We start from the raw sequence: 25992 nt of genomic DNA, 5'->3' as shown, positions 1-25992 counted from the left end.
CAACTGGCACAAATCGAACCGATACAGGCTTAACTAAAAACCCAAAAGTGGCACAATTCAAACCGAAATGCCTGGCACTAACCGACCGAAATCAGTGGCACAATTTGATCCGAGTTATCCATCTTAGGCTATCATTAAAAGAATTAATAGGTTTAATAAAATTGTTAGTTGATACCTCAAAGTTCAGACGATGGTCGTAAGCAGATTCCAATTCTTCTTTTACCATTTCACTCTCTCTTGAATATAATGTATTAAGTAAAAATCGTTCATAATCATTTATTTGGAAAGAATACGCGTGATTCCAAATTTCTTTAGGGTTTTCAATGTTATCAATGATGAATTTTTCATATTCAGTAGCGTTTAAGTTCATAACTTTTGTTCCCGTAAAAAATTCTATAATACGCGGCGTAAAATTATTATGAGAGCATAATCTCGGAGCTAGATTATTTATTTATAACATCTATTTGTGTAGGACTAAGAGTAGATTCCTGTATATGATTTTCAATCATCCTTTTTTTTACATCATATGAATATGATTGCAATTCAATTTTTGCCTCAGACCTTAAAGGATTGAAATTCCTGAATCTTTCAGACTCATCTAAAAAGGATGTGAGAATAAATTTCCTAGTATTTAAAATCAAGAACTTATGATCTAAATTCTCGATTCTACTTATAATTCTTAACAAAGAATTTTCCGCGGATTTTGATTTATTAATTTCTGCCTGAGTGTGACCCAAAAAGTCGTCGAAATAAAAAACCTGTTTGGATTTATCATCGCGAAGATTAATTTCAACTTCTTTAATATCATCATAGATGATGTTAATTTGATAATCATCTTTGATAAAATCATATATCATCATATCAGAAAGTGTACTTTTTCCAACTCCTGGCTCTCCTGTGATTATAATAAACTTGTTTTCATTTAATATAGACTTTGCTTTAAGAAAATTATTTGTCTCGACAAATAATCTAAATTTTCTTTTTAGTACTGTATCAGTGAATTCTTTTCGTCTACCTTCAAATTTATAATTGAGTATTTTATCTAAAATTAGAGTACTAGAAAACCAAAGCTTAAAATGCTTTTCTTCAATATATTTATTTTGTCTAAGTATTTTATTTAAATCTTGACGACCAAATATGTCACCCAAAGTAGTTATATATGGTTCAAAAGCAGCTTTAATTTCAATTTTATTATCTGGGCTAAGTTCTTGGGAAGTTACAATGACATATCTTTTAGGATTTAGAAGAAATACTTTATCCTTCTCTATATTTTTTAAATCTCGCAATAATTTAGAAAAGGAAGATTTTACATAATGCTTAACTTGACCAATTATTTCAAAGTTAGTGTTTGGTGTTGATAGCAATAAATCTATCCCCTTATCTCTCCCAGGTCCAAACGTTCTGAAATTTCCCTCAAAATTTTCTTTTTCGTAATGAGCGTTCAAGAGATCACAAGCTAACTCCTCGAAATCAAATGGACTTAATGTTGAAAAATCATAATTAGACATAATTTCTTAGATATTATTTCAGACTTAATACTCCATTCGATCCTCCTTTTCCGTCCATTCGTTAAAAGCTTTGATGGCGATTTCGGGAGCGAGTTGTTCAAAGGGAATACTACGCTGGTTATAAGGTAATTCTAATTCCTCGTAAATAAAGGCATCGTCAAAGCCTATGTTTGCCGCATCGGTTTGCGTACTGCCGTAATAGACCTTATGGGGACGCGCCCAGTAGATCGCGCTCAGACACATGGGGCATTGTTAAATCGTGTTATATCTCAAAGTACCAAGCTACAAACGACAGTATTAAGAAAATAATTGGGAGTAAACTGATCGTCGTCCAAAGCAGATTTTTTTTCCAGTTGGTTTCCTTACCGGCTATTAACACCGAATTTAGTAAAGACCATACAAATGCTCCACAATATAAAATAATAGATAAAACCTGGCCATATTGATAAATCCACCTTAGGTTTTGGTTTGATCTAAAACCTTCTGTTGATACATCTAATAAGATGCTGAAGAAAAAAAGAATACAAATAAGAATAGCAAATTTTTTAGTCCAATTTAATTGCTTTAAAAACGTAGTTATATTTTTTAATGTAATCATCATCATTTAAGATACAGTAGAAGCTTTTTTCATTTATTCTAATACTCCGTCCTATCCTCCTTTTCCGTCCATTCGTTAAAAGCTTTGATGGCGATTTCGGGAGCGAGTTGTTCAAAGGGGATGCTGCGTTCACTATACGGCAACGGAATTTCTTTATAGATAAACGCATCGTCAAAACCTATGTTAGCGGCATCAGTCTGGTTGCTTCCGTAGTATACTTTATCGGGTCTCGCCCAGTAGATGGCTCCTAAACACATCGGGCAGGGTTCGCAAGAGGTGTAGATCGTACAGCCGGTTAATTGAAACGAATCGAGATTTTTACAGGCATCGCGTATGGCAGTAACTTCGGCGTGCGCCGTGGGATCATTGGTCGATGTTACTTTATTATTGCCTTTGCCGATTATTTTTCCGTCCTTAACGATCACACAGCCAAAAGGTCCGCCTTCGTTGTTTTGCATGCCTTTTAAAGCGGCGTTTACGGCTTCCTGCATAAAGTGTTCGTTGTTCATTTTTTAAATTTTAAAAAGTGTAAAGGTAGGTAAAAAAGAGGATGAGCGGTGTAGAACGGGTTTTACCTGGGCCTAATAAAATACCTTGTAGCCCTTAGGATTGTTTATCGGGATGATCCTGAACATGGTTGATAATCATCTCAATATTTTCTTTAGTCAGGGGTTTATGAATAAAAGCTTTTATAAACGGGAATTCCCTCGACTTCAAAATATCGCGCTCATCGGTAGAGGATGACACCAAATAAATATGCAAATCAGGTAGTTGATAAAAATTCTTTTTTTCTAGTTCTCTTAAAAAATCCCAACCGTTTAAAACGGGCATATTTATATCTAAAAGCACACTTATCGGTTGATTTGAGTCACGCTCACATTCAAGGTCAAGTAGGCCTATCGCTCCATTTTCACACGCTATCGTTTCCACCGATGAATCGATTAGCTCCCACATTTTAGAAGCTATTCTCCTGTAAATTATATCATCGTCAATTAGAAAGACCTTCATTAATCGTATAGTATTAGGAATCGAGGAGCTGGGCTTCATCCACGATATTCCGCACTATTGCATCCATTTCCTGAGTTGAAATTTTGAGTTGCTCCAACCAAAAATCCAATTGGTCAATCGCTCCACCTTCTAGTTCAATAAGGTTGATGATTCCCATAATTCTTGAAAGTGGAGCCCGTACTTCATGAGATTGTGTCCATGCTATTTCCTTCAATTTTTTATTGGTACGTTCCAGTTGATGCGTATACTGTTTGAGCAACTTTTTATTTTTTGCCTCCTGAGTTATATCTGATGAAATACCTACCATCCCTACCAGGTTGTTTGTGTCGTCATAAACCGGTGCATTTGAAACCCGAACAAGAACGGTAGAACCATCTTTTCTCAATGCTTCAAACTCCCCAAACCATGTCTCCCCTCTTCTAAGTTTTGCCATGATTTGTTCTCCCTGCTCCTTAATTACATCGCTAAGCGTTAGCTGATTCACATATTTACCTATTGCTTCTTCGGCAGTCCATCCAAATATAGTTTCAGCTGCTTTGTTCCAGTAGTTTACGACGCCATCTAAATCTGTTGCTATAGCAGCCTCACTAACTGTTTTTAATAAGTTGGCTTTAAACTTGTTTTCCTGCTCTGATTGTTTTTGTCCGGTTATATTTGACATCGCGCCAACCATACGCAGGGCTTTTCCGTCTTTGTCTCTTATAATTATCCCCCGATCATTAAGATAATGAATTTTTCCATGTTTGTCTGAGACACTATAGTCGTTTATCCATTTTGTAGCTAGCGGATCTGCAAGTGCTTTGTCAATACTCTGTATAATCATTTCTCTATCGTGCACATATAAATGGTCTCCACCAAAAGCTGTAGGAGAAAATAATCTACTTGTATCTTCACCTAAAAAGGTTTTGAATGCATCAGACCGGTAAAAGGTGTCATTGGCAATATCCCAGTCCCAAATGGCATCTTTGGTGGCTTGCGTTACTTTTTCAAAGCGTTCGTTTGCCTTTAAAATATTCTCTTCTGCTTTTTTTCTATCAGTAACATCTACATTGCTTCCTATCATTCGCACAGCCCTGCCCTCTTTATCTCTGGTAACAACTGCGTGAGCCTCTAAGTAGCGAACTGTCCTATCTGGCCAAATGACCCTAAACTCCGTATTGAATTCGCGTGCTCCTTTTAATGAATCTTTCAATTCCTGAGTGGATCTAGCAGCATCTTCAGGATGTAGCCCATGTTGCCAGGCACTAACTGCACCTGTAAAGTCTTCCTCCTTTAAACCGTACAAGGCGTACATCTTATTGTCCCAGGTCAAATTATCGTTGATCACATCCCAGTCCCAAATACCCATTTTTGCAGATGTCGTTGCCAGATATAGGCGTTCTGATATCTCGATTAAATGCTCTTTTGCTTTAAAGCTTTCTGTTATATCTCTGGAATTTACAACAATACCGTTTATCGCCGGATCGTCTAGCATATTTTTCAGAACGGTCTCCACCCAACACCATTCGTCATTGTGATTTTTAGCGCGATAAGGGGCTACGACAACCCGTTCTTGGGTGAGAACCTCTTTGAGGCTGTCTAAAGTATGTTGAATATCATCGGGATGTATATAACCAAAGGCATCTTTACCAATAAAATCTTCAGCTGCAATACCTGTAATAGCAGCGCTTGACGGACTCATATAGGTATAAAACCCTTTAGTATCTATGACACCCACGAGATCAAATGATCCTTGCATCAATGTACTTAAACGTCGTTCGTTTTGTGAGCGGGTACTTTCCTTTTCTCTATTCTTTTTTACCTCCTGACATACCATAAGAAAACACTGCCGATCCTTAAAATCAACCTTATGGCCGTTGATTTCCATTTTAAGTATCGTTCCCTCTTTTGTTTGCATTGCGAAAATACCAAGGTAGGTATCACCCTTTTTTTTTTTCAAAGCCTTGCGTATACTGCTCATGTAGCATACATCTGCAGCAGTAATGTCTTCTAAGGTCAATTTAAGAAATTCATTCCTTTTATATTTATAGTGATCCACAGCAGCACCATTCACTTCTAGTATTTCCAAGGTTTGAATATCAAAAATTAATGAGGGTATCGGATTAATTTTAAAAAGAGTACAATTCATTGCTGATTTTTTTGGAGACTAGTCTGATACTGAAATACATCGCCTTAGTGTTACCCGCTAATACATGTTAAGAATATTAATCTACAAAATACTTTCCTATTATTATAGGTTACAGGCTTATCTAATTGCAGAGTGTAAACCACTATACTAATTAACTGATAAACATAATCTTATACAAACAAAGAGCCCTTTTTTATCCTTCTGTGTTTGTTTTTATCAGCCCAACTAATTATTCAACAGCTTGTTACGGTGAAAATTCCATGAGGATTATGTGTGATTAGTCATCGCTGATAGGTTGTAGATTTTTGGGATTAACGTCTTTTAGTACACTGTACTTCTGCGTAATACTAGTTCTGCAAGTAAAAGGAAAAACTTCGATGCATCATGCTGTTCTTTTGCCTTGATGCTAAAGAACCAACCCGTCTGGTCAGCCGGGCAGGAAAATCTAGGCTTATTTTTACATCCTTAAAAACTACGCAAATCCTTTATCGTGCGGATAGCAAACCGCTGCGCCTGTGCATTCCTCTCGTTCCACTCGTCGGATGCAAGCCTCCACTGCCCCGCGCTTCAGGCTTCGCTTGTATTACTATGGATCTAAAAAGTAGGCCGGTGCTGACATTTTAATAGGTATTCTTTAGAATAGATAACTTCAAACTTAAATAAGTAAAGCCGATTACAAATTCTTTTGATTCAGAATGTATTTTAAGTTGCCTTGAATTTTGATCTTAGACGAGTAAAGAAAATGTACAGAACATGCTATAGAAACTTGAACTTCTATTTATATTTCTGTTCATTTTTTACTCAGGCGCATATAGTGTACGGGACTTCGTGAATCTGCGATTTCCATCGATGAAAAAACGAACCAAAAAAATCTAGGCTTATTTTTACATCCTTGAAAACTACGCAAATCCTTTATCGTGCGGATAGCAAACCGCTGCGCTAAGCTATCCTCCACTGCCCCGCGCTACAGGCTTCGCTTGTTTTACTACGGATCTAAAAAGTAGGCCGGTGCTGATGTTTTAATAAACTTGAACTTCTAGTTGTGTTTCTGTTCTTTTGCCTTGATGCCAAAGAACCAAAAGATCAAGGCTGCAGTATACTTTGGAAACGGACGAATGTTAAGAAAACGTCTTGAAGATGTTTTTAATGAGTAGCGAGCCTGTGGCGCTGGAGCTCACTCGCTATATTCTGGAAAGGAGGCTTACCCCTTAAAATGCTTTGAATAAGTTTTAATAATTTATGTAACCCATAAGCCTTACTACTTCTACTCCAGAATATAAACGCTCCTTTTACCTATAGTTTTAACCAAAGTCTACTGAGGCCGTTTGCACTTAAATTCATGTTTTATTGGCGCCGCCAAAGGGTTTAATACCCCGAGGCTTGCCTCGAAATTGAAAATTTGTTTCTAATGAATGCCTCGTGGGCCTGCCTTTGTCGGCAGACAGGCTTGCCCCGAGGTAGTTTACTTTTTTTAGACAGGACTATTCTTTAAGGCTCTGCCGTAAATTTAAATAGAACCTTCTGGTATGCCGGTACTGGGGTTTGAATAAGCATCTTTAGAGTTTAAGGATAATTGATTAAATCTCCGTTAAAAGTTCTTGAGCCGCTACCCCTACTCCATCCGGATCTAAAGTGATGGCCTTGTGGAGTGCTTCTTTTGCTTTCTGGGTATTTCCGGTGGCGATATAGGATTCGCCGAGGTGTTTGTACGCATTTGCGGAATCTGGAAATAGGTTTAAAACCGTAGCAAATACCTGTATTGCTGCCTGAACTTGTGGTCCGCGTCCACTTTGCAGCAAGAGGTTTCCTTGTTTGATGAGTTCGTTCTCAAAATCACAAAAGGCATACAACGGGTCCTGAATCATTCTAGGAAGTTCTTCTGCCAGTTTATGAGCTTGCCCTGAGAAATACAGTTCTTTTACGTAATCCATGGGTCTGGGTTTAAAATCGGGTTCGTCAAAGGCTAATGCGGCTTCTAATACCGGATCCTGATTGGTACGGTACTCCTCAAAAGTCATCGCAACCGGAAGACTCGGAGCCATCCATTCAGCATTTTCCAGAGCGGGTTTGTCCTGCCACCATAAATACGATACTGCGATCTCGATACCGCTATTGGGCAGGGTTACCGGACGGTTATCTCCCCAAAAATTGAGGTTCTCTGCGGTGGGCTCTCCCACAAAAATAACATTCGTATAGTTGTCGAGTTCGTTTACCAGATTTTGACAGGCGGAAAAGGTGCGTTTGCCAATGATTACAAACAGCTTTCCTATCTGATTGATGTGTTCCGTTTGAAGGAGTTCTTTGATGATGTCTTTATTCAGGTAGTTGTTTCCGCCACCGTTTAGCCGCAAATCGATGATCAGTTTTTGGGCATCCTTTGCTACCACTTCCTCTAAAACACGGGCGTAAAAATCTTTAGTAGATTCTCCAGGTTCATCCTGAATTCTGCTGTGCCTAACGTACATTGCCTGTTCTTCGGTTAAAAATTCTTCAAAGTACACCTTATCCAGATGCTGTAAATACAAGGGTGTGGTTTCCTGATCTCTTGCCGATAACCAACTGGTATCCGGAGTGACAAAACCCCGCTCTGTGGGTATGCTTTTGCCTTTTGGTAATGCTGTAAAGGTTTGGTTGAAGACCCTACCGTTTTTTTCCAGCTTGAGGGTTACGGTATCTTGAAGGCTTTGGGTTAGGTGTTGCGCGTGTACAATTTCCGGATAGCGCAGGTTGTTGATTCCATAGGCTTTAAAATATTGTGCGTTTTCTGCCGGAACTGTGGGTTCGATGGCTTTTAAGGCTTCGGCAATGGGTGTTCCTGCTACGGCCAGTACCTTCGCTCCTACGGCTTCCGGATAGTCTTTGTGGGTACCCTCCATATAGATTCCATCTTCAAATGCGTATAAATTGTACGGAAATTGAGCAAATTCCACCGGTTTTTGCCAAAAACTCAGGTGTGTATGTCCGTATTTGAAGGATGCAACCAATCGGGAGATGCCCACGATGATTTCGTGATCCTGTAAATTTGGGATTTCCGCGTAGAGGGTTTCCACTTCCCGGTCAAAAGCCTCCGGGCTTGTTTTTACAAACAGAAAGGGATAGTCCTCGTGAATGGTATTCTGAAAAAACCGCAGGTCTTCCTGCCACGGCGTAGCCCTTCGGTTTTCTTGTGCAACCCCTTGAAGGGCCAGGAATAGATTGAGTAGTATAAGAATTAATTTAACCATCGTTATTTGGATTGATGAATGAATAGTAAAATTGCCAAGGGGCAATCCCAAAAAGATATTAAAAGGAAACCGCTTTTGATTCCTCAGCAAGTCTGACCGCATTTAAATCTCGATTATGGGGTAAAGTTATGGTTATCAATTTGTTAATATGCTACCCGCACGAGTAGTTTTTAAAAATAACCGGTTTCATAGAAAAATATTTAGATCGTTAAAACTACCCTCAGGAGTAGTGTGTAGAAAAGGTATATTTGTTAGTATAGTTGGGTGTTGCGACGCTTTATGAAGCGATCTCGTATGCTACGGTCAATAAATTACTAGCAATGTATCGTTATTCAAGGTTTAAAATTAATGGGATAAGCCTAGGGCTTTGTCTGGGTGTCCTCTAGTTTGTGTATGGGGAGTTTTACCCCAGTCTTCAGGTAGCCGTATCATAGGCTTCATAGTTGCAAGTATGCATCTCATACCATAAATTAGTGTCACAAATTATATATGGTTTTTACTTTTCATATACTATTTTGAATTTAGTTTTAAATAACTCTCTTTTTATAAAAAAAGAAACAAGAAATTAAGGCTTTTGCAATCATTTGTTTTTTAATGCTTTAAAATTAATCATAAGCATATTTAGCACATCAATTTCCAATTTTACCAAAATATAATCAGTACCTATTTGATAAGCCTTTACTCCAGAATCACTATCTCTATTTTTAATCACCACAATCATCATATTTTAGAAATTAAAAGGATTCTTTGGATGATTATTTGTAAATAATTTTTCTAATAGTCAACATTCACATATCTTCTACCCTAAAAACAGTACTTGGATATATTTCTAACCAAAACCTTAAGGGCAGATATATTTGTAAATAGAGATAGGAGCGAGTTCACCAAGCTTTATTTTAAGAATGTTCCGGCCTCTAAAGTTGCCTACGAATTTAAAGCAACAACCTTTGCTTACAGCCGAGGGATTCCTGCAGCTAGAGCATTAAAAGAGATACAGAAAGCAGGTAGGTTTGGAATTGTTTTAAACTATGAGCAAGGATACAATTTGGCCGATTTTTTAAGAGCTAATCCTTTACTTATTTTTAAATATGCAAAAAAAACGGCTCAATTGCATCTACAAATCCACACGCAAATAGCAAAACCTTTAATTGCCCAAGAATATTCCTTAAGCAATAGTTTAGATTATGCGCTTAGAAATTACCCAAATCTAAACATAAATAAGCAACAGCTACTGAATAGTCTGATTGGAGAGGTAGCTCGTCTTTGCCATTGCGACTTTTCACCAGATAATATATTGGTTAATGCAAGAAGTAAGAAATTAATTGCTATTGACTGGGCAGATGCCTCAAATGGAACCCCTTTGTACGATGTAGCTCGTACTATTTTGCTAATTCAATCACCAACTTCTTACAAAAAGAAAAGTATTCTAAAACAATGGATTGGTAAATATGGTGCATTGCTTTTTACTTTTTTTTATTTAAAGCACTATAAAAAGCACAGCAACTTATCTTTTAAAAATTTTAGATCAATACAACTACTAACCCATGTTATTCGATTGAATAGCAATATTGCCTATGAAGAAGATTGGTTGCTTAAAAGGATAAAAAAGATGACTATATAGTTGAATTCTTTTCTTGATCGGTAGAGCTATACTAACTTTCTTAGAATATCTTTTCCACGTAGGTTAACGCATTAATTTTGACTTAAACGCTCCATTGAAGATAACTGTTTTTTATAGTATTCACTACAATAAAGATTTCTGCTTAGTAATTTCACATAATGATATCCTTATTATTTCATAACTTAAAATTTAGTTATACTCATTTTCCTATACCAGAAATGCGTTGCACTGGCAATAAAATTAAAGTCATTACTCGAATTAAATGGTAAATTGTCTTTCTCCAATAGCCGGATTTGTTTTTTAATGATGGAAATTTGGGATATAACATTTGAATTCCCGATGAGGCTAAAACATGAGCGCATATACGATTCTTTTTATGAATAAATTCTGGTCTTACCACATCAAAATTTATTATAATTCTCCTTTTTTTAGTATGATTCCATGCGGTATGAGTAATTGCATCACAAAATGGTAAACACTTCCCTACTTCCCAAGTTTTTATTTTGCTACCTACCTGAAAACCTAAATCTGGAAGCTCTCCAGGCACCACGAGTCCTAAATGACATCGAATTATTGCGTCTGTATCTCCTTGATGTGGATTTATATTAGATCCTGCTTCTAATACGCTAATAGAAAACGAAGAAATATGTTTAATTGATTTAATTATTTTAAGTGTCTCTGGGCATCGCCGGCAATTTCTATGTATTTTATATCTCCAGAAGTATAAGCCCATGGTTTTCCATTGTCTGGGAGGAAAAGCCATTGTTTTGTTTATAAAATAAGGTTGTAAACGGTCTGGTTTATCCTCTATTAATTGCAATAATTCATCGCGCATTAGTTCCCAGTTGTCTTCCATCACTTTAGTCCAAGGTAAGTCTTCACGATTATAAAATGGGGGTTGGTTCCCGTTATATCGATCACCCCATACGCTATACCATGGTTGTGTTATTTTGTTAGTCTCTGTAGAAGTTTGTGTACTGGTACTCATAGATTCTGCTTATACCGGCTACTTTTTAACAGCCTACTTTTTATTTAATGTGATTAACGTTTCTAAAATTGTAGCTTGGTTTTCACGTAATATATCATGAGATCCCTCTACTCTTAAAAAGCTAGTATTAGCCTTGCTAAAATGTTTCCATTCTTTCATGTTTTTAAACGGTGCTACTTTATCTTGTTTGGCAACAATAACATGAATATTACAAGGTATTTGAGTTCCGTTAGAAATGTGAGTTTCCATAATGGTCAAATCTGCCCTAACTGTGTCTTTACTATTTAGTATTGCCTGTTTTCTAGTTTGATTATCTTGATTATTGGGATATGATTCTAATACCGTTTGAATCATTTCTTGATCTGGTAACTCATGGATTTTTCCCTGACTAGGCTTGTTAACGGGATTGGTTCCTGAAACTATTAGGTTTTCTGGTAAGCGTAAACCTTTTTGCTGCAGTACTAAAATAAATTCATAAGCCAGAATACCACCAAAACTATGTCCATATAACGAATAGGGATGGTCTGGTATTATAAAACTACTTATTAACTCATCAAGTAATTCAGTCATATTTAAATGAGCATTTTGATTGGAGCGTTCTTCTCGCCCCGGAGCTTGAACCCCTATTAGGGAGAGCCATTCAGGTGCCGCATTTGCTAATGGTTTAAAAGCAGAAGCTCCAGATCCAATGGCTGGAAAACAAAAAACTGTGTACTCTGGGCTTTTTTTAATTTCCCGTAAATCAATCCAAATTTTAGACACAGGTGTTGTTATATTAACTTGATCATTTTGGTTAGAATCGTGCTTATCATCTTGTAATAGTTTGTCAAGATAGTTTGCTGCACTTGGATGTTTTGCAACATAAATTTCTTGGAACAAATAATCTGAAACTGCTTTTATATGTGGGTAGTTATAGGGTAATGTATTAGGTAAGTTAATATTAAAATATTGTTCAATTTCTACCACAAAAGAAATAGCCATTAAAGAATCCATTCCCAACATATTAAAACGTTCTGTAGCCTCTATAGGCCCCATAGAATCTACTAGCATTACGCGACGTAATTCTAGCCGTACTACTTCCTCTATTTTTTTGCGGGCCTGCTTCATCGTGCTGTTTAGTATTTCTGTAACTCCTTCGGAAGCAGGTTTAAGCTGCACATAATCCTCTGGCATAACTGGAGTGAATAAAGAAGGTCTTAAGGAAAAGTCTACAAAGGGCTTAAATTTTCCCCAATTGATATCGCCAATTACAGCAACTGCATTACCGGTACTTAATTGATTCTTCAAGGCATTTAGGGCTGTATTGGGAGGCATCAGATTAAATCCTAGTTTACCTAGAACTTCTACTTCTCTAGTTCCGGAACTCATACCAACTTCTGCCCAAGGCCCCCAATTTACAGACAATGCAGGCAACTTTAAAGTCTGTCTATAACGTGCAAGAAGATCCATAAAATAATTAGCTGCTGTATAATGGCTTAATTCAACAGAACCCCAAACAGCAGAAACCGAAGAAAACAAAATGAAGCAATCTAAATCCATGTTTTTTGTAAGTGTATGCAGTTGCCAGGATGCGGCTGTTTTAATTTTTAAAGTTTGCTGCAGCTTAGCAATGTCTATATCTATTAGTTTAGAAAACCAGTTAACACCAGCTGCGTGGACTATTCCACGAACTACTGTATTCTTTGTGTTTAGCGTATTAAAAAAGGATTCCAATTTTTCGACATCAGAAATATCCATAGCTATGATTTCTAAAACATCAACTTTACTTTTTAAGCTAATCAATTCCTTTAAAAAACTATATTCAGGATTTTCTTGTGATAATTGTTCCCATTGTGCTTGTTGAGGCAATTCCCTTCGAGAAATTAATATAATATGTTTTACGCCATTATTTACTAACCAAGCTGCAGATTTTAATCCTAATCCACCTAATCCACCCGTGATTATATACGCCCCATCGTTTCGTAGTTTTAATGTATTAGTAGGACTACAGGGCGCTGCATACAATTGTTCAATATACTGTACCCCTTCTCTTAACAAAACACAACGTTCCTGCTCAGGTTTTAGGATTTTATATAAGATCTGTTTTGCAGTATTAGGATTCTTGTGTTGTGAGACATCTATAAGTCCACCACGCCATTCGGGATGTTCTAAATATGCAGTTTTTGCATAACCCCATAACACGGATTGTGCTAAGTTTACTTGGTTTCCATTTTCATTTTCTAAGCAATGAATTCCTTGAGTCACTACCCAAATAGGTTGCGAAAATACAAGCTGTTTAATAGCTTTTAGTAATCGAGTGTAAAAAACTACTGTTTTATTAACGGTTGAATCAATATTTTCTAGATTTATGGTGGGATTCAATTCCGGAGTAATGTATACTATGCGATAATCTCTAATGGATCTTTTGGCGATTAAATTTACAATACGATCAAACTTTTTATGTAAAGCTTCCTTAGTTGCTTCGTGTGTTATTTCTATGTCTGGTTTTACGGCTCCTTTTTGCTTTGAACCCATCCAATAGACAGATGTATTCTGATCCTTTAGTTCTTGCAACACTTCTAAAAGTAATGGGCTGGACTCTCCTATTAAAATCCAATTAATTGGGTCGGCCAAGGTAATTGGAAGAGATGCTATATTTAATGAATCATAGGGGATCCATTTTAAAGTATAGTGCAAATTATCTTCCATTTCTTGACCCTCATCGTTTGTAGCGTTTAGAATATCTTTCTTATAATTAGAGTTATCCTCTTGTGCCGCAAATGTGGCCAGTTTTGCAGCATCTATTCCTCGCAACCAAAATCTTTTATTGTTTAAAGCCAAGCCAGGAATACTGCCAGGATAGGTCTTATGTGAATAGAAATTCTCCCAGTTAATATTAAACCCAAAGTCATTAAGTTTACCCAAGGCGTGTAATAAATAGTCTCCTTCTGGTTTTAAACGCTTATTTTGCATCAACGTTCGCACAAGTACCTGAGACCTTGGATTTATATTTTCAAAAATTGCCGACAATGTACTGGCCCCTGGTCCAACTTCTATAAAACTAACAGCATTATCTAGTTGGTTTAAGGAATGTGCCGCTTCTGAAAACAAAACAGTGTTGCGGGTTTGATTAATCCAATGCATAGTATCTGGGCACTTTTCCATTAAACTACCAGTAACACTAGACACCCACTTTTTGATGGGTTTTTTAAAATTCACAGTTTCTAAAAACTGCTTATATTCCTCTAAAATAGGCTCGATAAAATGACTGTGATATGGTTTTATTGTTTTTAAATAATAGAGCTTAACATTTAAGGACCTGAATTGTTTACAAATGCGCTCTATCTCGATTTGATCACCAGAAATCACAGTCTTTTTAGGACTATTATGTACGGCTATAGTTACCTTTTCCGGATTGATTACAGGTAAGACTACCTCAGGACTTTCAAATATGGTAACCATAGATCCATAAACCTCTAAATCATCTAGAAGTTGCCCTCTTTTTTGTACCATAAGCATACCCTCTTTTAGGGTGAAACATCCTGCTAAACAGGCTGCTACATATTCACCAAAACTATATCCTAATAAATAATCTGGATTTAAATTCAAATCCATTAAAAATTTAGCTAATGCATATTGTAGTGCAAACTGTAAGGGTTGTGCATGAGCTTCGGTGATTCTAAAAATATGCTCTTTATTAAGTGCATTATTTATTTTTTCTAATGCCTGTTCGTCTAAATTTAGTTGGGAAATACAATGATCATAATAGGTTTTGTATCTGGGATATCTAAAATATAAAGAACGTCCCATGTCATAATAATGCTCCCCTTGACCCGTAAACAAAAAGCATAATTTTAAATTCTCTTGTGCAGCTTGTATTGGCTTTTTAGATGTAATGAAAGAATCTAACTGATTAGCCAATTCTAATTTATCAGAAGCCAAAAAGTACTTTCTAAACTGTAAATTGGTTCTGTGCTTTGCCTGAGTAAAACAAAGGTCTGCAAATGGCAAAACTGAATTAGAAGTTAACCAAGACTCCCAAGCTGTAGCTTGTTGTATTAAGTTGGTTTGAGAATGACCACTTAGAATAAAGGGATATACAAAGTGATCAGTAGGAATGGCAGTTTTAGGTTCAAGAGTATTAGAAGCCTCTTGTAAAATTACATGTGCTAGAGAGCCACCAAACCCAAAGGAACTAATCGCAACATTCCTATTTTGATCAGACTCCCAGGGAGTTAGTTTTTTAGCAATCTGAATTCTAGTATTCTCAAGTTGAATTTTAGGGTTTAACGTGTTCACATGAATTTGTGGAGGGATTTGCTTTTTTTGCAGCATGAGAACCGTTTTTATAACACTTGCAATACCAGCACTAGCCTCTAAATGTCCAATATTTGCCTTAACAGATCCGACAAAACAGGTTGAATTATTTTCATAATCCCCGTAATGGTGAACAAGTTGCTCCATTTCTATAGGGTCTCCTGAAGCTGTACCTGTACCATGCGCCTCTACATAACTCACTTGAGACGGGGATATAGCGCTTTTAGCCAAACATTTACCAATAATAGCGTGTTGAGCAGAAGCATTAGGATACGTTATACCCGGGCTCATACCATCTTGAGCAGCCGCGGTAGATACAACGCTTGCTAAAATATTGTCACCGTCTCGCAATGCCGCAGATTTTAACTTAAGCATAACCAATCCACAACCTTCAGAGCGCACATAACCGTTAGCAGATTGATCGAATGCCTTACAACGACCATCTGGAGCCATCATTCCAAATTGAGACAGGGTTACTGTTGAACCGGGAGATAATATGGCATTAACACCACCTACAATGGCCTGTTGGCAATCCCCATTTAAAATGGCTTGTGCACCAAGATGAAATGCTGTTAAAGAAGAGGAACAGGCAGTATCTATAGCCATACTTGGCCCCTTAAGATCGTAGAAATAAGACAGTCTATTAGCAGCAATGCTATGTGCATTGCCTAGTCCAGAATAAGCGTTAAAACCTGTTAATCCTGTTGTGAGTTTAATTTTCATGTACAGGTAATCATTTGTAGAAATACCTATATACACTCCTGTATTGGAATTTTTTACGTGTGGTTTTGTCCAGCCCGTATGTTCCATTAGTCTCCAAGAAGTCTCTAAAACCAGACGTTGTTGTGGATCCATTTCTGCCGCTTCATATTTAGAAACACCAAAAAAAGCAGGATCAAACTGATCTATTCCATCAACAAAACCACCCCATTTTGTATTTACTTTGCCGGGAACAGCTATGTCTTTATCGTAAAACAAATCGTTATTCCAGCGATTTTTAGGCACCTCTTGAATAGCGTCAGTACCCGTGGCTAATAATTCCCAAAAATCATCTAAACTGGTAACACCTCCTGGGAATTTACAGGCCATGCCAACAATAACAACCTCTTCATTTTGTTTATTACGAGTAGTTGCTAAACCTGAGGTCTTGCCAGATTGACTTAGTATTCTGAGCTTATTTGATTTAAACTGATCAAGACACTTTCCACGCGCTAATTTATAGTTGGGAGTCCGAGCTAAAGTACCTTGTGCAATCAACAAAATAGCTTGGGCTTTAATGCCAAATCCATCACTAAGGTTAGCCTTGATTTGAGCTATTATTTCTTCCTGTTTATCTGAATCTAAATGCCTGTGAATTTCTTGAAGCACAATTACAGAATTTAATGGATCCTCTAAATCTTGCAGACAAGCAGTGGCGTCATTTGGTCGTAAATTCGTAATAAATTGTCTTGCACTATGCTCAAGATCTTCGGCTGAATAATTACGACCTCGTACAATAATGATTTCTTTTCTTCTTCCCGTTATATATAGATTGTCATCTTTAATATATCCAACATCTCCGGTATTAACGGTTACGGCCTGGAGTTTATCAAAATTTAAATCATATTTTAAGTAGCCTGAAAAATTATGTTTGGCTTTAACAATAATATCACCTTCTTGTCCATCGGGTAGCTCTTGTAGCGTATCTGGATTCACAATTGTAACAGTAGTACATTCCTTATCTAATGTATAAGGAATTAGCTTACGCCGTGATGAATTAGAAAGGGAATTTTTTTCAACTGTGCTTAACAAGTCTTCAAAACCCAGAGCGCCACCTGCAGCTAAAAGTGTTACTTCGGCCAAGCCGTATACCGGTCTAAACGTATTGGGGTTAAAGCCTTGAGGCTTAAATGTGTCTATAAAACGTTCTAGAACCTCTATAGTAACTGTTTCTGAACCCACATAGGCATGCTGCCAGGAGGATAAGTCAATTCCATCAAAATTTTTAATTTTAGACACACAATGCTTAAAAGCAAAAGTAGGTGCAGCACCACTATTGGCATGATACTCACTAAAAGCTTTTAACCATAGTTCTGGTTTTGCTAAAAATGTACTCGGATTTAAAAAAACACCAAAACCAGATTCGTAAAGCACTGTAAAAAGGTGACCAACCAATCCCATATCGTGGTAAAATGGAATCCATCCAGCCACACGAACTACTTGTCCTCTATTAAAAACCCGATACATTTTTTCCAGATTTTTTAATATTTGTTCATGCGTTAACACAATCCCTTTTGGTTTGGAAGTAGAACCTGAGGTATACTGAATATAAGCAACCTGAGACGTCTGTATTTTTGGTAATTCAACAGGTATTGCATCTGGTTTATCCAGAGCTTCTGTAGTATAAATACGCGTATTTAGGAGTCCGTTCTCTTGTAAAAAACCTAGTACATCATCATATTCTGATTCTCTTACTAATACAGAAGCATTAGATTGTTTTTTTAATATATTTTCCAATTTACCCCAAGAGGATTGGTTTCTTTTATGCTGTAATGGCGCAATTGGAGCTGGAATTTTCCCAGCCAAAAGACAGCCAAAAAAGCTGACTACAAAATCTTCCTGATCTTCTAAAGTAATTAGTACTATTTCATGCTTTGAGGCAAATTGAGAGATATTAAAAGCGTAATTCATGCACCGCTGTTCAAGATCTTTAAACGTAAGGTTATTCTTCACTTTACCCTTAGCATTTAAAAATATTAGAACATCCTCTTGGGCACGATCTTTAGGATAATTAAGAATAAGGTCTACTAAGGTTGTATGCGGCATAAAGTTTAATCTTTTGGTTGCTTTAATTGGATTCACTACCATCTATTATTCCATTGGGATAGATTATTGTAGACTCTCCCCCAGGCTGATAAAATGTACATTGCCATTTGTTACCATCTACCAATTCTGGATTTGCGCCAATCCAATTTGGTGGATTAGTTACTAGTTTTACAGATTTTTTGGTTGCATCAGTGTATTTAAAATACAGGAGCTCAACGTTCTTAAAGATTAAAGATACTTTCTGTGTTACTGGCTGATTCATCCCGTTAGCCGTGAGATAATACTCTGCTTTAGCAGGAAATTGTTCCATAAATCCGTAATAGGCTCGAATTACATCTAATCCCGGACTTATTTTTAGATTTATATCTCGCTTAAAGACTAATGCATTTGGAGTTAAAGGTCCCGTAAGAATCACATTACTAGAATACTGTGTAAGCCAAGTAAGTCCTACTTCTTGATTTACTGCAATTTCTATTATTGGAATCCCTTCGACACTTGTGTCAGTATTATATAGGGTAGCCGACATAGCGTTTATAACGGGCCTATTTTTTTGTAAGGTTTGCGGTGGAGATTGAAGCAATTTTTGACCTAACTGACCATTAACAGTATAATTTCTTTGATTCGTACCATTATTCCCAGGCAGCATAGTTACTTTAACATTTCCTTGTTGTGGCGCGTTGGGTACAGGAACGTCTGCTTGGTTAGGATAACCAGAAATAGTAATAGCCGTTATTCCTTTAGGTGCCTGCCAATGTAAAGTAGATTCTTGTAGGTCACCAACATACTTAGGATCTAACCAAGCAATTATTTTTTCCATCTCTTTTTCTATATTGAAAACAATAGATTCTTGGTTGGTTTGTTGTTCAAGTACCTCTGTGACCTCAATATTATGTGCTCCGGTATTATCTGACAATCCAAGATTGATGAATCTAATTTCCCAAAAGGCTTGAGGTTTAATGGTAACACCTCCTGGAACAAACGGGTTACTTTTTACAATGTATACACCTGGATTATTGCCCTTTTCAACATAATAGCCACTATCTGAAGGAGTTGTAATTTGAATATCAAAATCCAGAACCAGATCCTTTGGAAGGGTAATGGTGATGGAATCGTCGTTAGTAATAACAATATCGTTAGGACTTTGATTTACGGCATTTATAGTAAGATCTAAAGTCTTTTTAGCAAATGAATGATTAGGATTACTTGAGTATTTTAAACGGGTAGCCATAGTACTAGGATTCTTGGTTTTTATCTTTTCTAGAAAGTGTGAGCCACCCTTCTTTTATTCGGAGTGGATTTGAATGTAAATCACCCAAATGCACGCGATCTTGAACCTCTTGGTCTGGACTCCAGCTTACGGTATCTTTACGTTGCTTCCAAGACCATTTTCCTGTGACTTCGTCTGGTGTTGGCATTTGAACGTTTTCTGGGGGTAGCAATATAGGTCCAACACGAAAAGATGCTGTTAATCTTTCTAATGCTTTACTCACCGGACCATTTGGCAAATTAGTTTCTACGCATGGCAAGCACCCTGAAAAAACCGGAATTACCCCATTGGGGTCTACTAACATGGTTAACGGCGTTGGAGTTCCGTTTAATTGAGTTGTAATTTGAACTGGTTTTTCTTTAATATAGTCTGATTTAAATCCGGTGATTACCATTTCAGGATTGAATCTGAAATCTTTGCCTGCACGAAGCAGTTCCATTAAATTCTGAGTTTGTCCTTCTGCCCCATATACCGGATAAAATACGTCGTATTTATTATTTGGAAAATACCCCAATATTCCATTATTTGCCAAAAAGGCATCGCCAATACGCAATGGAAATGAAATCGACATGTATGGTGGGTCCTGTGGCTTATAGGTTCCATTCTCATTATAAAAATCCCCTGTATTACACCAGTATTGCTTATAAATAGGATTGCCGGCAATGGTTACACTTACCTCTCCTCTAACAACGGCTATAGGACGTCCTACTAGTAAAGACAGGTTATCTGTTTGTTGACGTCCGTACGTTCCCATTGTCCACAACGTACTATCTATAGCTTGCATAAGGTTTTCGAAGGCCAACGACCCTTCAAAACCTGTTTGCAACAAGGCATTAATAAAACCTGATAAAAATTCGTTCTCAATATCTGGCGGTGCACCTAACGGATTGTCTAATCCTGGGGCACTATCCCAGCGAATACTCCAGTTCCCTCTGGATTCTACATCTTCCGATTGAACTTTTATAACAGCACCTATATTAGTTCCCTCACTGGTAAAAACCATTAAAGAATTATCTAAATGATTCGCCATAACCCATCCACAAATAGGGCTGGTCAAATCGGATGAATTGGTATACTCAATTTGAGTCGTATCTGCTCTTATCAGGTCAATATTAACCCTGGTATTTTGTAATACTCTTGGATTAATATTCCCAAAAGAATTGATTTGTTTGTCTAAACTTGAATAAAAAGTTTCAGACCATAGGACATTTACAATAGGTGAATCATCACCGCCATCGCGATCTAGTTTTCCAAACATTACTTGCCCAAAGCCATCCACTACATTTAAGTTTATAATCTCAAGATGACCCGATCTTATAGGTGCATATTGTTGCTCATTTTCTGGGATATCGCTACAGGAAGTTGTTCCAACTTGTGGTATATAGCTTTCGTATTCAGTAGCTAGGGCTTTCATTGCGGGAAATAGTAAATCTTGTTCCTTACTATGTCCTGCTCCACTGCTCATAAAAGATGTTGCAGCACTAAGTTTAGTAATGAGTTGTTCATTAAACCCGCTTAATGATTGTGTCAATAAATCAAAGCTTCCAGCTTGTCTTGAAGCCCACTCTAAACCCGTTTGCATCCAATCAGGAAATTCATCTAAGGATTGGTCTTCTAAGGGCTTTAATCTATTTTGAATGCTTTTAGCTACATTAGGATTGAGAATAGTTCTCCCCCATAGAAGTATACTTCCATCTTTCTCTAAACTTGTATTCGAAGTAACATAATCTATTTCGCCAAGGCTCCATCCGTCAAAAGGATTCACAGCATTTATTGATGTAGGATACCATCTAACTTTCCAGTCCATAAATACTGGAGTCCAAGGTTGTTTTGTTCTAAAGGCTACACCGGCCTTAGCGGGTAATATACCTTTAAATCCAGCTGCACTTACTAATGCTTGTGTAGTGTGTTCTAATGAATCTGCATTTTCCCAAACCAAAGTTTGCCTATAGCCAATGCGCTGAGTTAAATCTTCTAAAGGAGTGGTGCGGTCGGTTCCAGATTTGGCATTGTATACCGAATCTGGGACCTGATTTTTCTCGAAAAAAATAATGGCCATGACAGCTGCCATAGAATAATCTAATAAGACATTTTCTATCCACAATCCCATAACTTCTTTTGGAATAATATTCCAATCAGGCATTTGAATTTTTGACAATAGCTCCGCTGCTGTTATGGTTACCGAAGGTTTGTTTAAAAAAGCCGGAACCAAAAAAGAAGATATTTCTTGACCCGTATATCTTACGGCCAATGGAGCATTTGAATTGGTCGCTACCGCAGAAGAAAATTTAGTATCCAGTTGAGCCCCAGCAATGGCAATAATGGGGTCTATAGGTGCTGAATACCCGGTTAAATCAACTTCCTTCAACTCATACCCTGGCAGGTCAACTTCAGGAATCATGGATTCATCAACCAGCATTTTTTGTAATGCTGTTTTCTCTTGAGTTATTGTTTGTACTAATCGACCTGCTTTATCATGATTTGTTTTTATTACAGTTGTTAACGCCTGAATGCTTTCCAATACAGCTCCCTTAGTTGAATCGCTCACTTTTACAGTATTCACAATTCCTTCAATCAGGTTTTGTTTGTATAACAGTCTAAACAGTTCTGCACGTTGTGTTTCTAAATTCAAATTAATCGCATTTAAGCTCTTTTGATTCCCATTTAGTTGGGTAAGAGCAGCGGTTTGTTCTTGGTTCAATGGAATACTTTGTCTACCAGCAAAGGTTGTTGGCGGTTTTGTATCTTGGTTGTTGGTATCACTGGTAAGTCGTGTTACAATCCACTGTGTTCCTGCTGAATTTCTGGAAAAAGAAGAGGCGTGCAATAAATTCTCAACCCGGATTGGATCTACTGTATAATCTTCTAATAAGTCTTTTTGAAATGCAGATAATGCTCGAGAAATTACTGGAACATCTGCCAGTGAGTTTCCATTCTCAGAATTTTCTTGAATCTGTTTGGCAATATAAGTGGATACCGCATCAATTGCAGTACTGCCTACTGTAATTTTAGGAACTTCCAATTTTGAAGCAAGCGGATTTCCAGATTCGTAAGCAGTTTTGGGACCTATCCATTTAACGGTTCCAACCATAGAGTGACACAACATTTGCTTTGCTAGATTTCCAGGGTCTGTGGCTTCGCCATTGGCTTCCCAGTAAGAATGCCATGCAACTATTGCAGCTTTTACTTGTGGCGGTAATTTAAGATTGTCCGGATTAAAATCACCGTTAAGACCGTGCGTTTCCTTCCAAATATTCCAGGCCTCAATAGCGGTTTCTATAGAGTTATCTTCGTCTGTGCCAAAATCCCAACCTAAATTGTTTTTTAAATTGGTTGCAAATTCTAGTGCATTTTCTCCTTTAATTTTTTGTACCAAATCTTGATTAGGATCCTGATACCATCCCATTATAGAATAGGTATAGTTATAAGGGTTCGCACTTGTGGCCTCGGGACTCAAACTATCATCTACAAACGAATAGACATTTTGGATATTGTCGTATACTACAGACCACGATACGACTCCCGGTCCTACTGCTTTTATTTGGGCAGTATTCTGTTCTGTCCCGGGACTCCCATCCCAATCAGATAAGTCCATATGCGCTCCAATTTGACTTACCGGGGTCTGAGAACCCTCTATTTTTTTTGGATACAAGCTTTCGCTAAATTTTGGAGGGAAAGATGAGGGCGATAAAGTATCACTGGCAATTATTTTAGAGATTACCTTAGGAGCTGTCCCGTTTTTAATATTTGAATATTCAAAGCGTGTTATTAACCAGCGATTAGGTGTAAATGGAAAATCGGTTGTTGTGCTTCCGTTGTCATCTTTAACTTGACTTCCTTGTCTAAGACTATAAGGCAAGGTCCACATCATGTGCGCACCAACTTTAAATTCATTTTGAGAATTAACTGATAATTTATTGAAAGGCTCCGATTCTGCGTTACCTGTAAAAAACAAATTAAAATAATTTGTTTTAGTTGAAGACATAGGAATTCCGCCGTTGTTTATTGGAATATCTCTTTCTCCTATTAACAACACATCTGTTGCCATTGGTACAAGAACTCTAGGCCCGGGCCAAACTTTCATTTTATTTGCCATAATGAATTAATTACAATCATCTGGAGTTTCTCCTTCAGATGTTTTTAACATATATTCTTGAATTTGTTGTGTTACCACCATTTGAATGGCAAACCCACCTGCACCAAGTTCAGATAAATCTCCCATTGGATTTTTAGGAAGACTTTTAAATTTATCTGTAATGTTTTCAACTAATTGTGTGATGTCTAAAACCCCTTTAGCTGTTTCGGTTAAAGGTACATGCACGCTTACATTGTCTTTACCATCGTTAGTTGTTATCTGGTCTCCGCCCGATATTCCATTAAATCCAAGACCCCTGAGTAGTATTGCATTTCTATTGGGTTCATTAATAAAGAATTGAGGAATCCCGAAGTGTAAGCCTTCGGAAGGTTGAATAAATTCTACCTTATCGGGCTTTCCGTCGAACAAACAAATAATTAAGGTATCAGACAATCTATCCATTCTAAGGATTTTAAGCTCATTTTCACCACTATTTGTAGTTCCTTTAATCTCTAAACCAGGATAATCAGAAACCACCCTAGATCTAATAAGTAAGCCGGTAATTGTGCCTCCTATATGAGTTGGAACTTCTGGTATTTTATTGCGAATTAATGCTCTAGTATTTTGTTGAGCTAAATCGGTTGCCTGGTATATTTTATTAAAAAATGTTTTATTAAATATTTGTTCTTTAGTGGATAATACACCAACACTTAAAGCACCGTCTAACAGTCGATCTGTCCAGTTTTTATCCAAATAGAAAAAACGAATACTCTCTGGCGGTAACATACGACTGTCTGGCACCAAATACTCCAGAGGAACCCCGTATAGCAAAGACAGTTTACCCAACCATTGCGCTACTTCTGGATCAAGTTGCAAATCGGGAAGATCTGAATGGGTCGAATCATCTGACATTGACTTTGCCAATCTTTCATGAAATGTCTTTTTATTTACCCAAGATTTCATATTATTTTTTATTTAAAAGTACCAGGAGCGGATCCTGACCGTTGTTATATATCTCTAATTTTTCTTCTTTCGAAAGCACACCCGGTAAATGTGTTCCTAGCATTTTGTCTTTTCGTGATGTCGCCATGGGCCAGGCTTGTTTTGTAAAAGACTTCACCAAACTATATTTTAAACTAGAATCCAAATCCTGTATTGCTCTAGGGTCATTAGCGAAGGTTCCTGCTAATTTTTTAATATTATCATCTATATTTTTTTGTTTGGCTTTTTGCATAGCAATTAATACATATGCATTCCGCCAATTAAACAAAGTCCGTGCAAATGCTCCATCAGAAAGTGCTAGCAAACGCCCCAGTTGCCATGCACTTGCATAGGATTGATCAAAAATTCCAGTTGACGGATCGTAGTGAATGGCGTGATCACTGTATAAATATGTACCATAAGCTAAATCTTCCTGTCTTTTAGTTGGAGCTGGAACAGTTGGTCCCCGATACCAAGAAGTCATTTCTTCTCCTGCACGCATATCGTTTTGCAAAGCTGTATATCCAATATCTATTGCTAAACGAGCCATATCGTCTGTTATATTCTTAATATCTCCTGGCATCTGGAGCAACCTAACCCCTCCACTACCTGGGTCACAAAGCGCCAGCATTTCTCCTAAAAAGCTTGAAGCAGCAGGTATTTGAGAAAACTTGTAAGAATACAGTACAACCAGTCGTATAGTATCGGCCGTTGGTTTTAAGCTATTCCTTAAGTGATTCTCATGTCCTTCATAAGAAACCATGAACACCTGGTTTTCTACAGGAACTTTATTTTCAGGATCTCCTGCCGGTAATCGGTTCCCTATAACTAATGAAAACAAACCATCAGCGTCCATTCCAAGCATGACTTTACCATCGGTATTAACTTCACGTCCGTGTGCCAAATACTTTAAGTCCCCTATTGTTGGGGAAATCTTCTGAAAAAGTTCAAAATTGAGGTCTATCACTGTTACTTGATCATTTAACTGATCACTTAATGCCGATTTATCCAAAACTGGGCCTTGAATATTATCTTCTGGTGTGATCAGCTGTTGTACAGTAACAATTTTTGGTTTTGTATTTTTTGTTATTTCGTTGGGATGAAGGGTTAATAAACCTATCCAAGGAGTTTCTAAATCTTCACTTGGTGTCTTATAGTTAATAGGTCTTGACCATGGTAATGCAAAATCTGTTAATACTACATGTGGCAAATCTGCAGCATAGCCTCCAACGGATAAGGGCGCCGGATATGTTGCATGAATTAATGACTGGCTAATGCTGAACTGCGGTCCTCTTACGTTAATTTCTCTAGTGGCATTATAAGTAGGTAGTGGTTTACCGTCGTTAGAAATATCTTGAATTTCCTGTACTGCTTCTAATGTATATTCTCCAGCTTTTAAAGGAGGTTCGATAGCATCAATAAACTTAATCTTGCCAGCTTGTAACGTGCTCTTTTTTATGCTCCCTTTGGTTGTATTTTTATTTGTCATATTA

General features: G+C 37.2%; 13 protein-coding genes. 1 reads left to right on the top strand and 12 read right to left on the bottom strand.

The features are described 5' to 3' along the window. Positions 1-443: 443 nt before the first annotated feature. From DSM02_RS18700 to DSM02_RS18675, 6 genes are all read right to left on the bottom strand, one after another. Positions 444-1508 carry an nSTAND3 domain-containing NTPase gene (locus tag DSM02_RS18700; protein ID WP_128767014.1) on the bottom strand — a complete coding sequence of 355 codons (1065 nt, stop codon included), beginning with the start codon at positions 1506-1508 and terminating at the stop codon, positions 444-446. A 24-nt stretch (positions 1509-1532) separates the two neighbouring features. Then, positions 1533-1751 (bottom strand): tRNA-specific adenosine deaminase, encoded by a 219-nt coding sequence (locus DSM02_RS18695; RefSeq protein ID WP_317128265.1) that lies wholly within the window; start codon positions 1749-1751, stop codon positions 1533-1535. A gap of 393 nt (positions 1752-2144) precedes the next feature. Then, a complete protein-coding gene (locus DSM02_RS18690; protein ID WP_128767013.1) occupies positions 2145-2615 on the bottom strand; it encodes a nucleoside deaminase in 471 nt (156 codons plus the stop codon). 94 nt (positions 2616-2709) lie between these two features. Then, complete coding sequence (locus tag DSM02_RS18685; protein WP_164918341.1) at positions 2710-3114, bottom strand: response regulator; 405 nt, start codon at positions 3112-3114, stop codon at positions 2710-2712. A 13-nt stretch (positions 3115-3127) separates the two neighbouring features. Beyond that, the gene (locus DSM02_RS18680) at positions 3128-5242 is read right to left on the bottom strand and encodes a PAS domain-containing protein (protein ID WP_128767011.1); all 2115 of its coding nucleotides are present in this window, start codon (positions 5240-5242) and stop codon (positions 3128-3130) included. Between the two features lie 1577 nt (positions 5243-6819). Further along, a complete protein-coding gene (locus DSM02_RS18675; protein WP_128767010.1) occupies positions 6820-8466 on the bottom strand; it encodes a S41 family peptidase in 1647 nt (548 codons plus the stop codon). Between the two features lie 817 nt (positions 8467-9283). On the opposite strand from DSM02_RS18675, the gene DSM02_RS18670 reads away from it, so the two are divergent. Further along, entirely contained in the window at positions 9284-10087 is an 804-nt protein-coding gene (locus DSM02_RS18670; protein ID WP_128767009.1) for an aminoglycoside phosphotransferase family protein, read from the top strand. Positions 10088-10286: 199 nt separating this feature from the next. Here the strand turns inward: DSM02_RS18670 and DSM02_RS18665 are convergent, their stop codons facing one another. From DSM02_RS18665 to DSM02_RS18640, 6 genes are read right to left on the bottom strand one after another with little or no spacing between them, the layout of a single operon-like run. Beyond that, positions 10287-11075, bottom strand: a complete 789-nt coding sequence (locus tag DSM02_RS18665; RefSeq protein ID WP_128767008.1) for an aspartyl/asparaginyl beta-hydroxylase domain-containing protein — start codon at positions 11073-11075, stop codon at positions 10287-10289. Between the two features lie 33 nt (positions 11076-11108). Beyond that, positions 11109-18176 (bottom strand): type I polyketide synthase, encoded by a 7068-nt coding sequence (locus DSM02_RS18660; protein ID WP_164918340.1) that lies wholly within the window; start codon positions 18174-18176, stop codon positions 11109-11111. Between the two features lie 22 nt (positions 18177-18198). Then, positions 18199-19404: a hypothetical protein gene (locus DSM02_RS18655; RefSeq protein WP_128767006.1), complete on the bottom strand. Its 1206-nt coding sequence runs from the start codon at positions 19402-19404 to the stop codon at positions 18199-18201. Positions 19405-19408: 4 nt separating this feature from the next. Then, on the bottom strand, positions 19409-23539 hold the full coding sequence (locus DSM02_RS18650; RefSeq protein ID WP_128767005.1) for a hypothetical protein: 4131 nt from the start codon (positions 23537-23539) through the stop codon (positions 19409-19411). 6 nt (positions 23540-23545) lie between these two features. Continuing rightward, positions 23546-24430, bottom strand: coding sequence for a hypothetical protein (locus DSM02_RS18645; protein WP_128767004.1), 885 nt, complete (start codon positions 24428-24430; stop codon positions 23546-23548). 52 nt (positions 24431-24482) lie between these two features. Continuing rightward, positions 24483-25988: a hypothetical protein gene (locus DSM02_RS18640; protein WP_128767003.1), complete on the bottom strand. Its 1506-nt coding sequence runs from the start codon at positions 25986-25988 to the stop codon at positions 24483-24485. Between the last annotated feature and the right edge of the window lie 4 nt (positions 25989-25992).

The organism is Leeuwenhoekiella polynyae, from assembly GCF_004104075.1.
In the GTDB taxonomy this organism is placed as follows: Bacteria; Bacteroidota; Bacteroidia; order Flavobacteriales; family Flavobacteriaceae; genus Leeuwenhoekiella; species Leeuwenhoekiella polynyae.
This window is presented reverse-complemented; position numbering and strand designations above follow the sequence as displayed.

Bases quoted from the DNA above. Each gene is read 5' to 3' on its own strand.
- DSM02_RS18700 (WP_128767014.1), bottom strand. From the start codon at position 1,508: ATGTCTAATTATGATTTTTCAACATTAAGTCCATTTGATTTCGAGGAG.
- DSM02_RS18695 (WP_317128265.1), bottom strand. From the start codon at position 1,751: ATGTGTCTGAGCGCGATCTACTGGGCGCGTCCCCATAAGGTCTATTAC.
- DSM02_RS18690 (WP_128767013.1), bottom strand. From the start codon at position 2,615: ATGAACAACGAACACTTTATGCAGGAAGCCGTAAACGCCGCTTTAAAA.
- DSM02_RS18685 (WP_164918341.1), bottom strand. From the start codon at position 3,114: ATGAAGGTCTTTCTAATTGACGATGATATAATTTACAGGAGAATAGCT.
- DSM02_RS18680 (WP_128767011.1), bottom strand. From the start codon at position 5,242: ATGAATTGTACTCTTTTTAAAATTAATCCGATACCCTCATTAATTTTT.
- DSM02_RS18675 (WP_128767010.1), bottom strand. From the start codon at position 8,466: ATGGTTAAATTAATTCTTATACTACTCAATCTATTCCTGGCCCTTCAA.
- DSM02_RS18665 (WP_128767008.1), bottom strand. From the start codon at position 11,075: ATGAGTACCAGTACACAAACTTCTACAGAGACTAACAAAATAACACAA.
- DSM02_RS18660 (WP_164918340.1), bottom strand. From the start codon at position 18,176: ATGCCGCATACAACCTTAGTAGACCTTATTCTTAATTATCCTAAAGAT.
- DSM02_RS18655 (WP_128767006.1), bottom strand. From the start codon at position 19,404: ATGGCTACCCGTTTAAAATACTCAAGTAATCCTAATCATTCATTTGCT.
- DSM02_RS18650 (WP_128767005.1), bottom strand. From the start codon at position 23,539: ATGGCAAATAAAATGAAAGTTTGGCCCGGGCCTAGAGTTCTTGTACCA.
- DSM02_RS18645 (WP_128767004.1), bottom strand. From the start codon at position 24,430: ATGTCAGATGATTCGACCCATTCAGATCTTCCCGATTTGCAACTTGAT.
- DSM02_RS18640 (WP_128767003.1), bottom strand. From the start codon at position 25,988: ATGACAAATAAAAATACAACCAAAGGGAGCATAAAAAAGAGCACGTTA.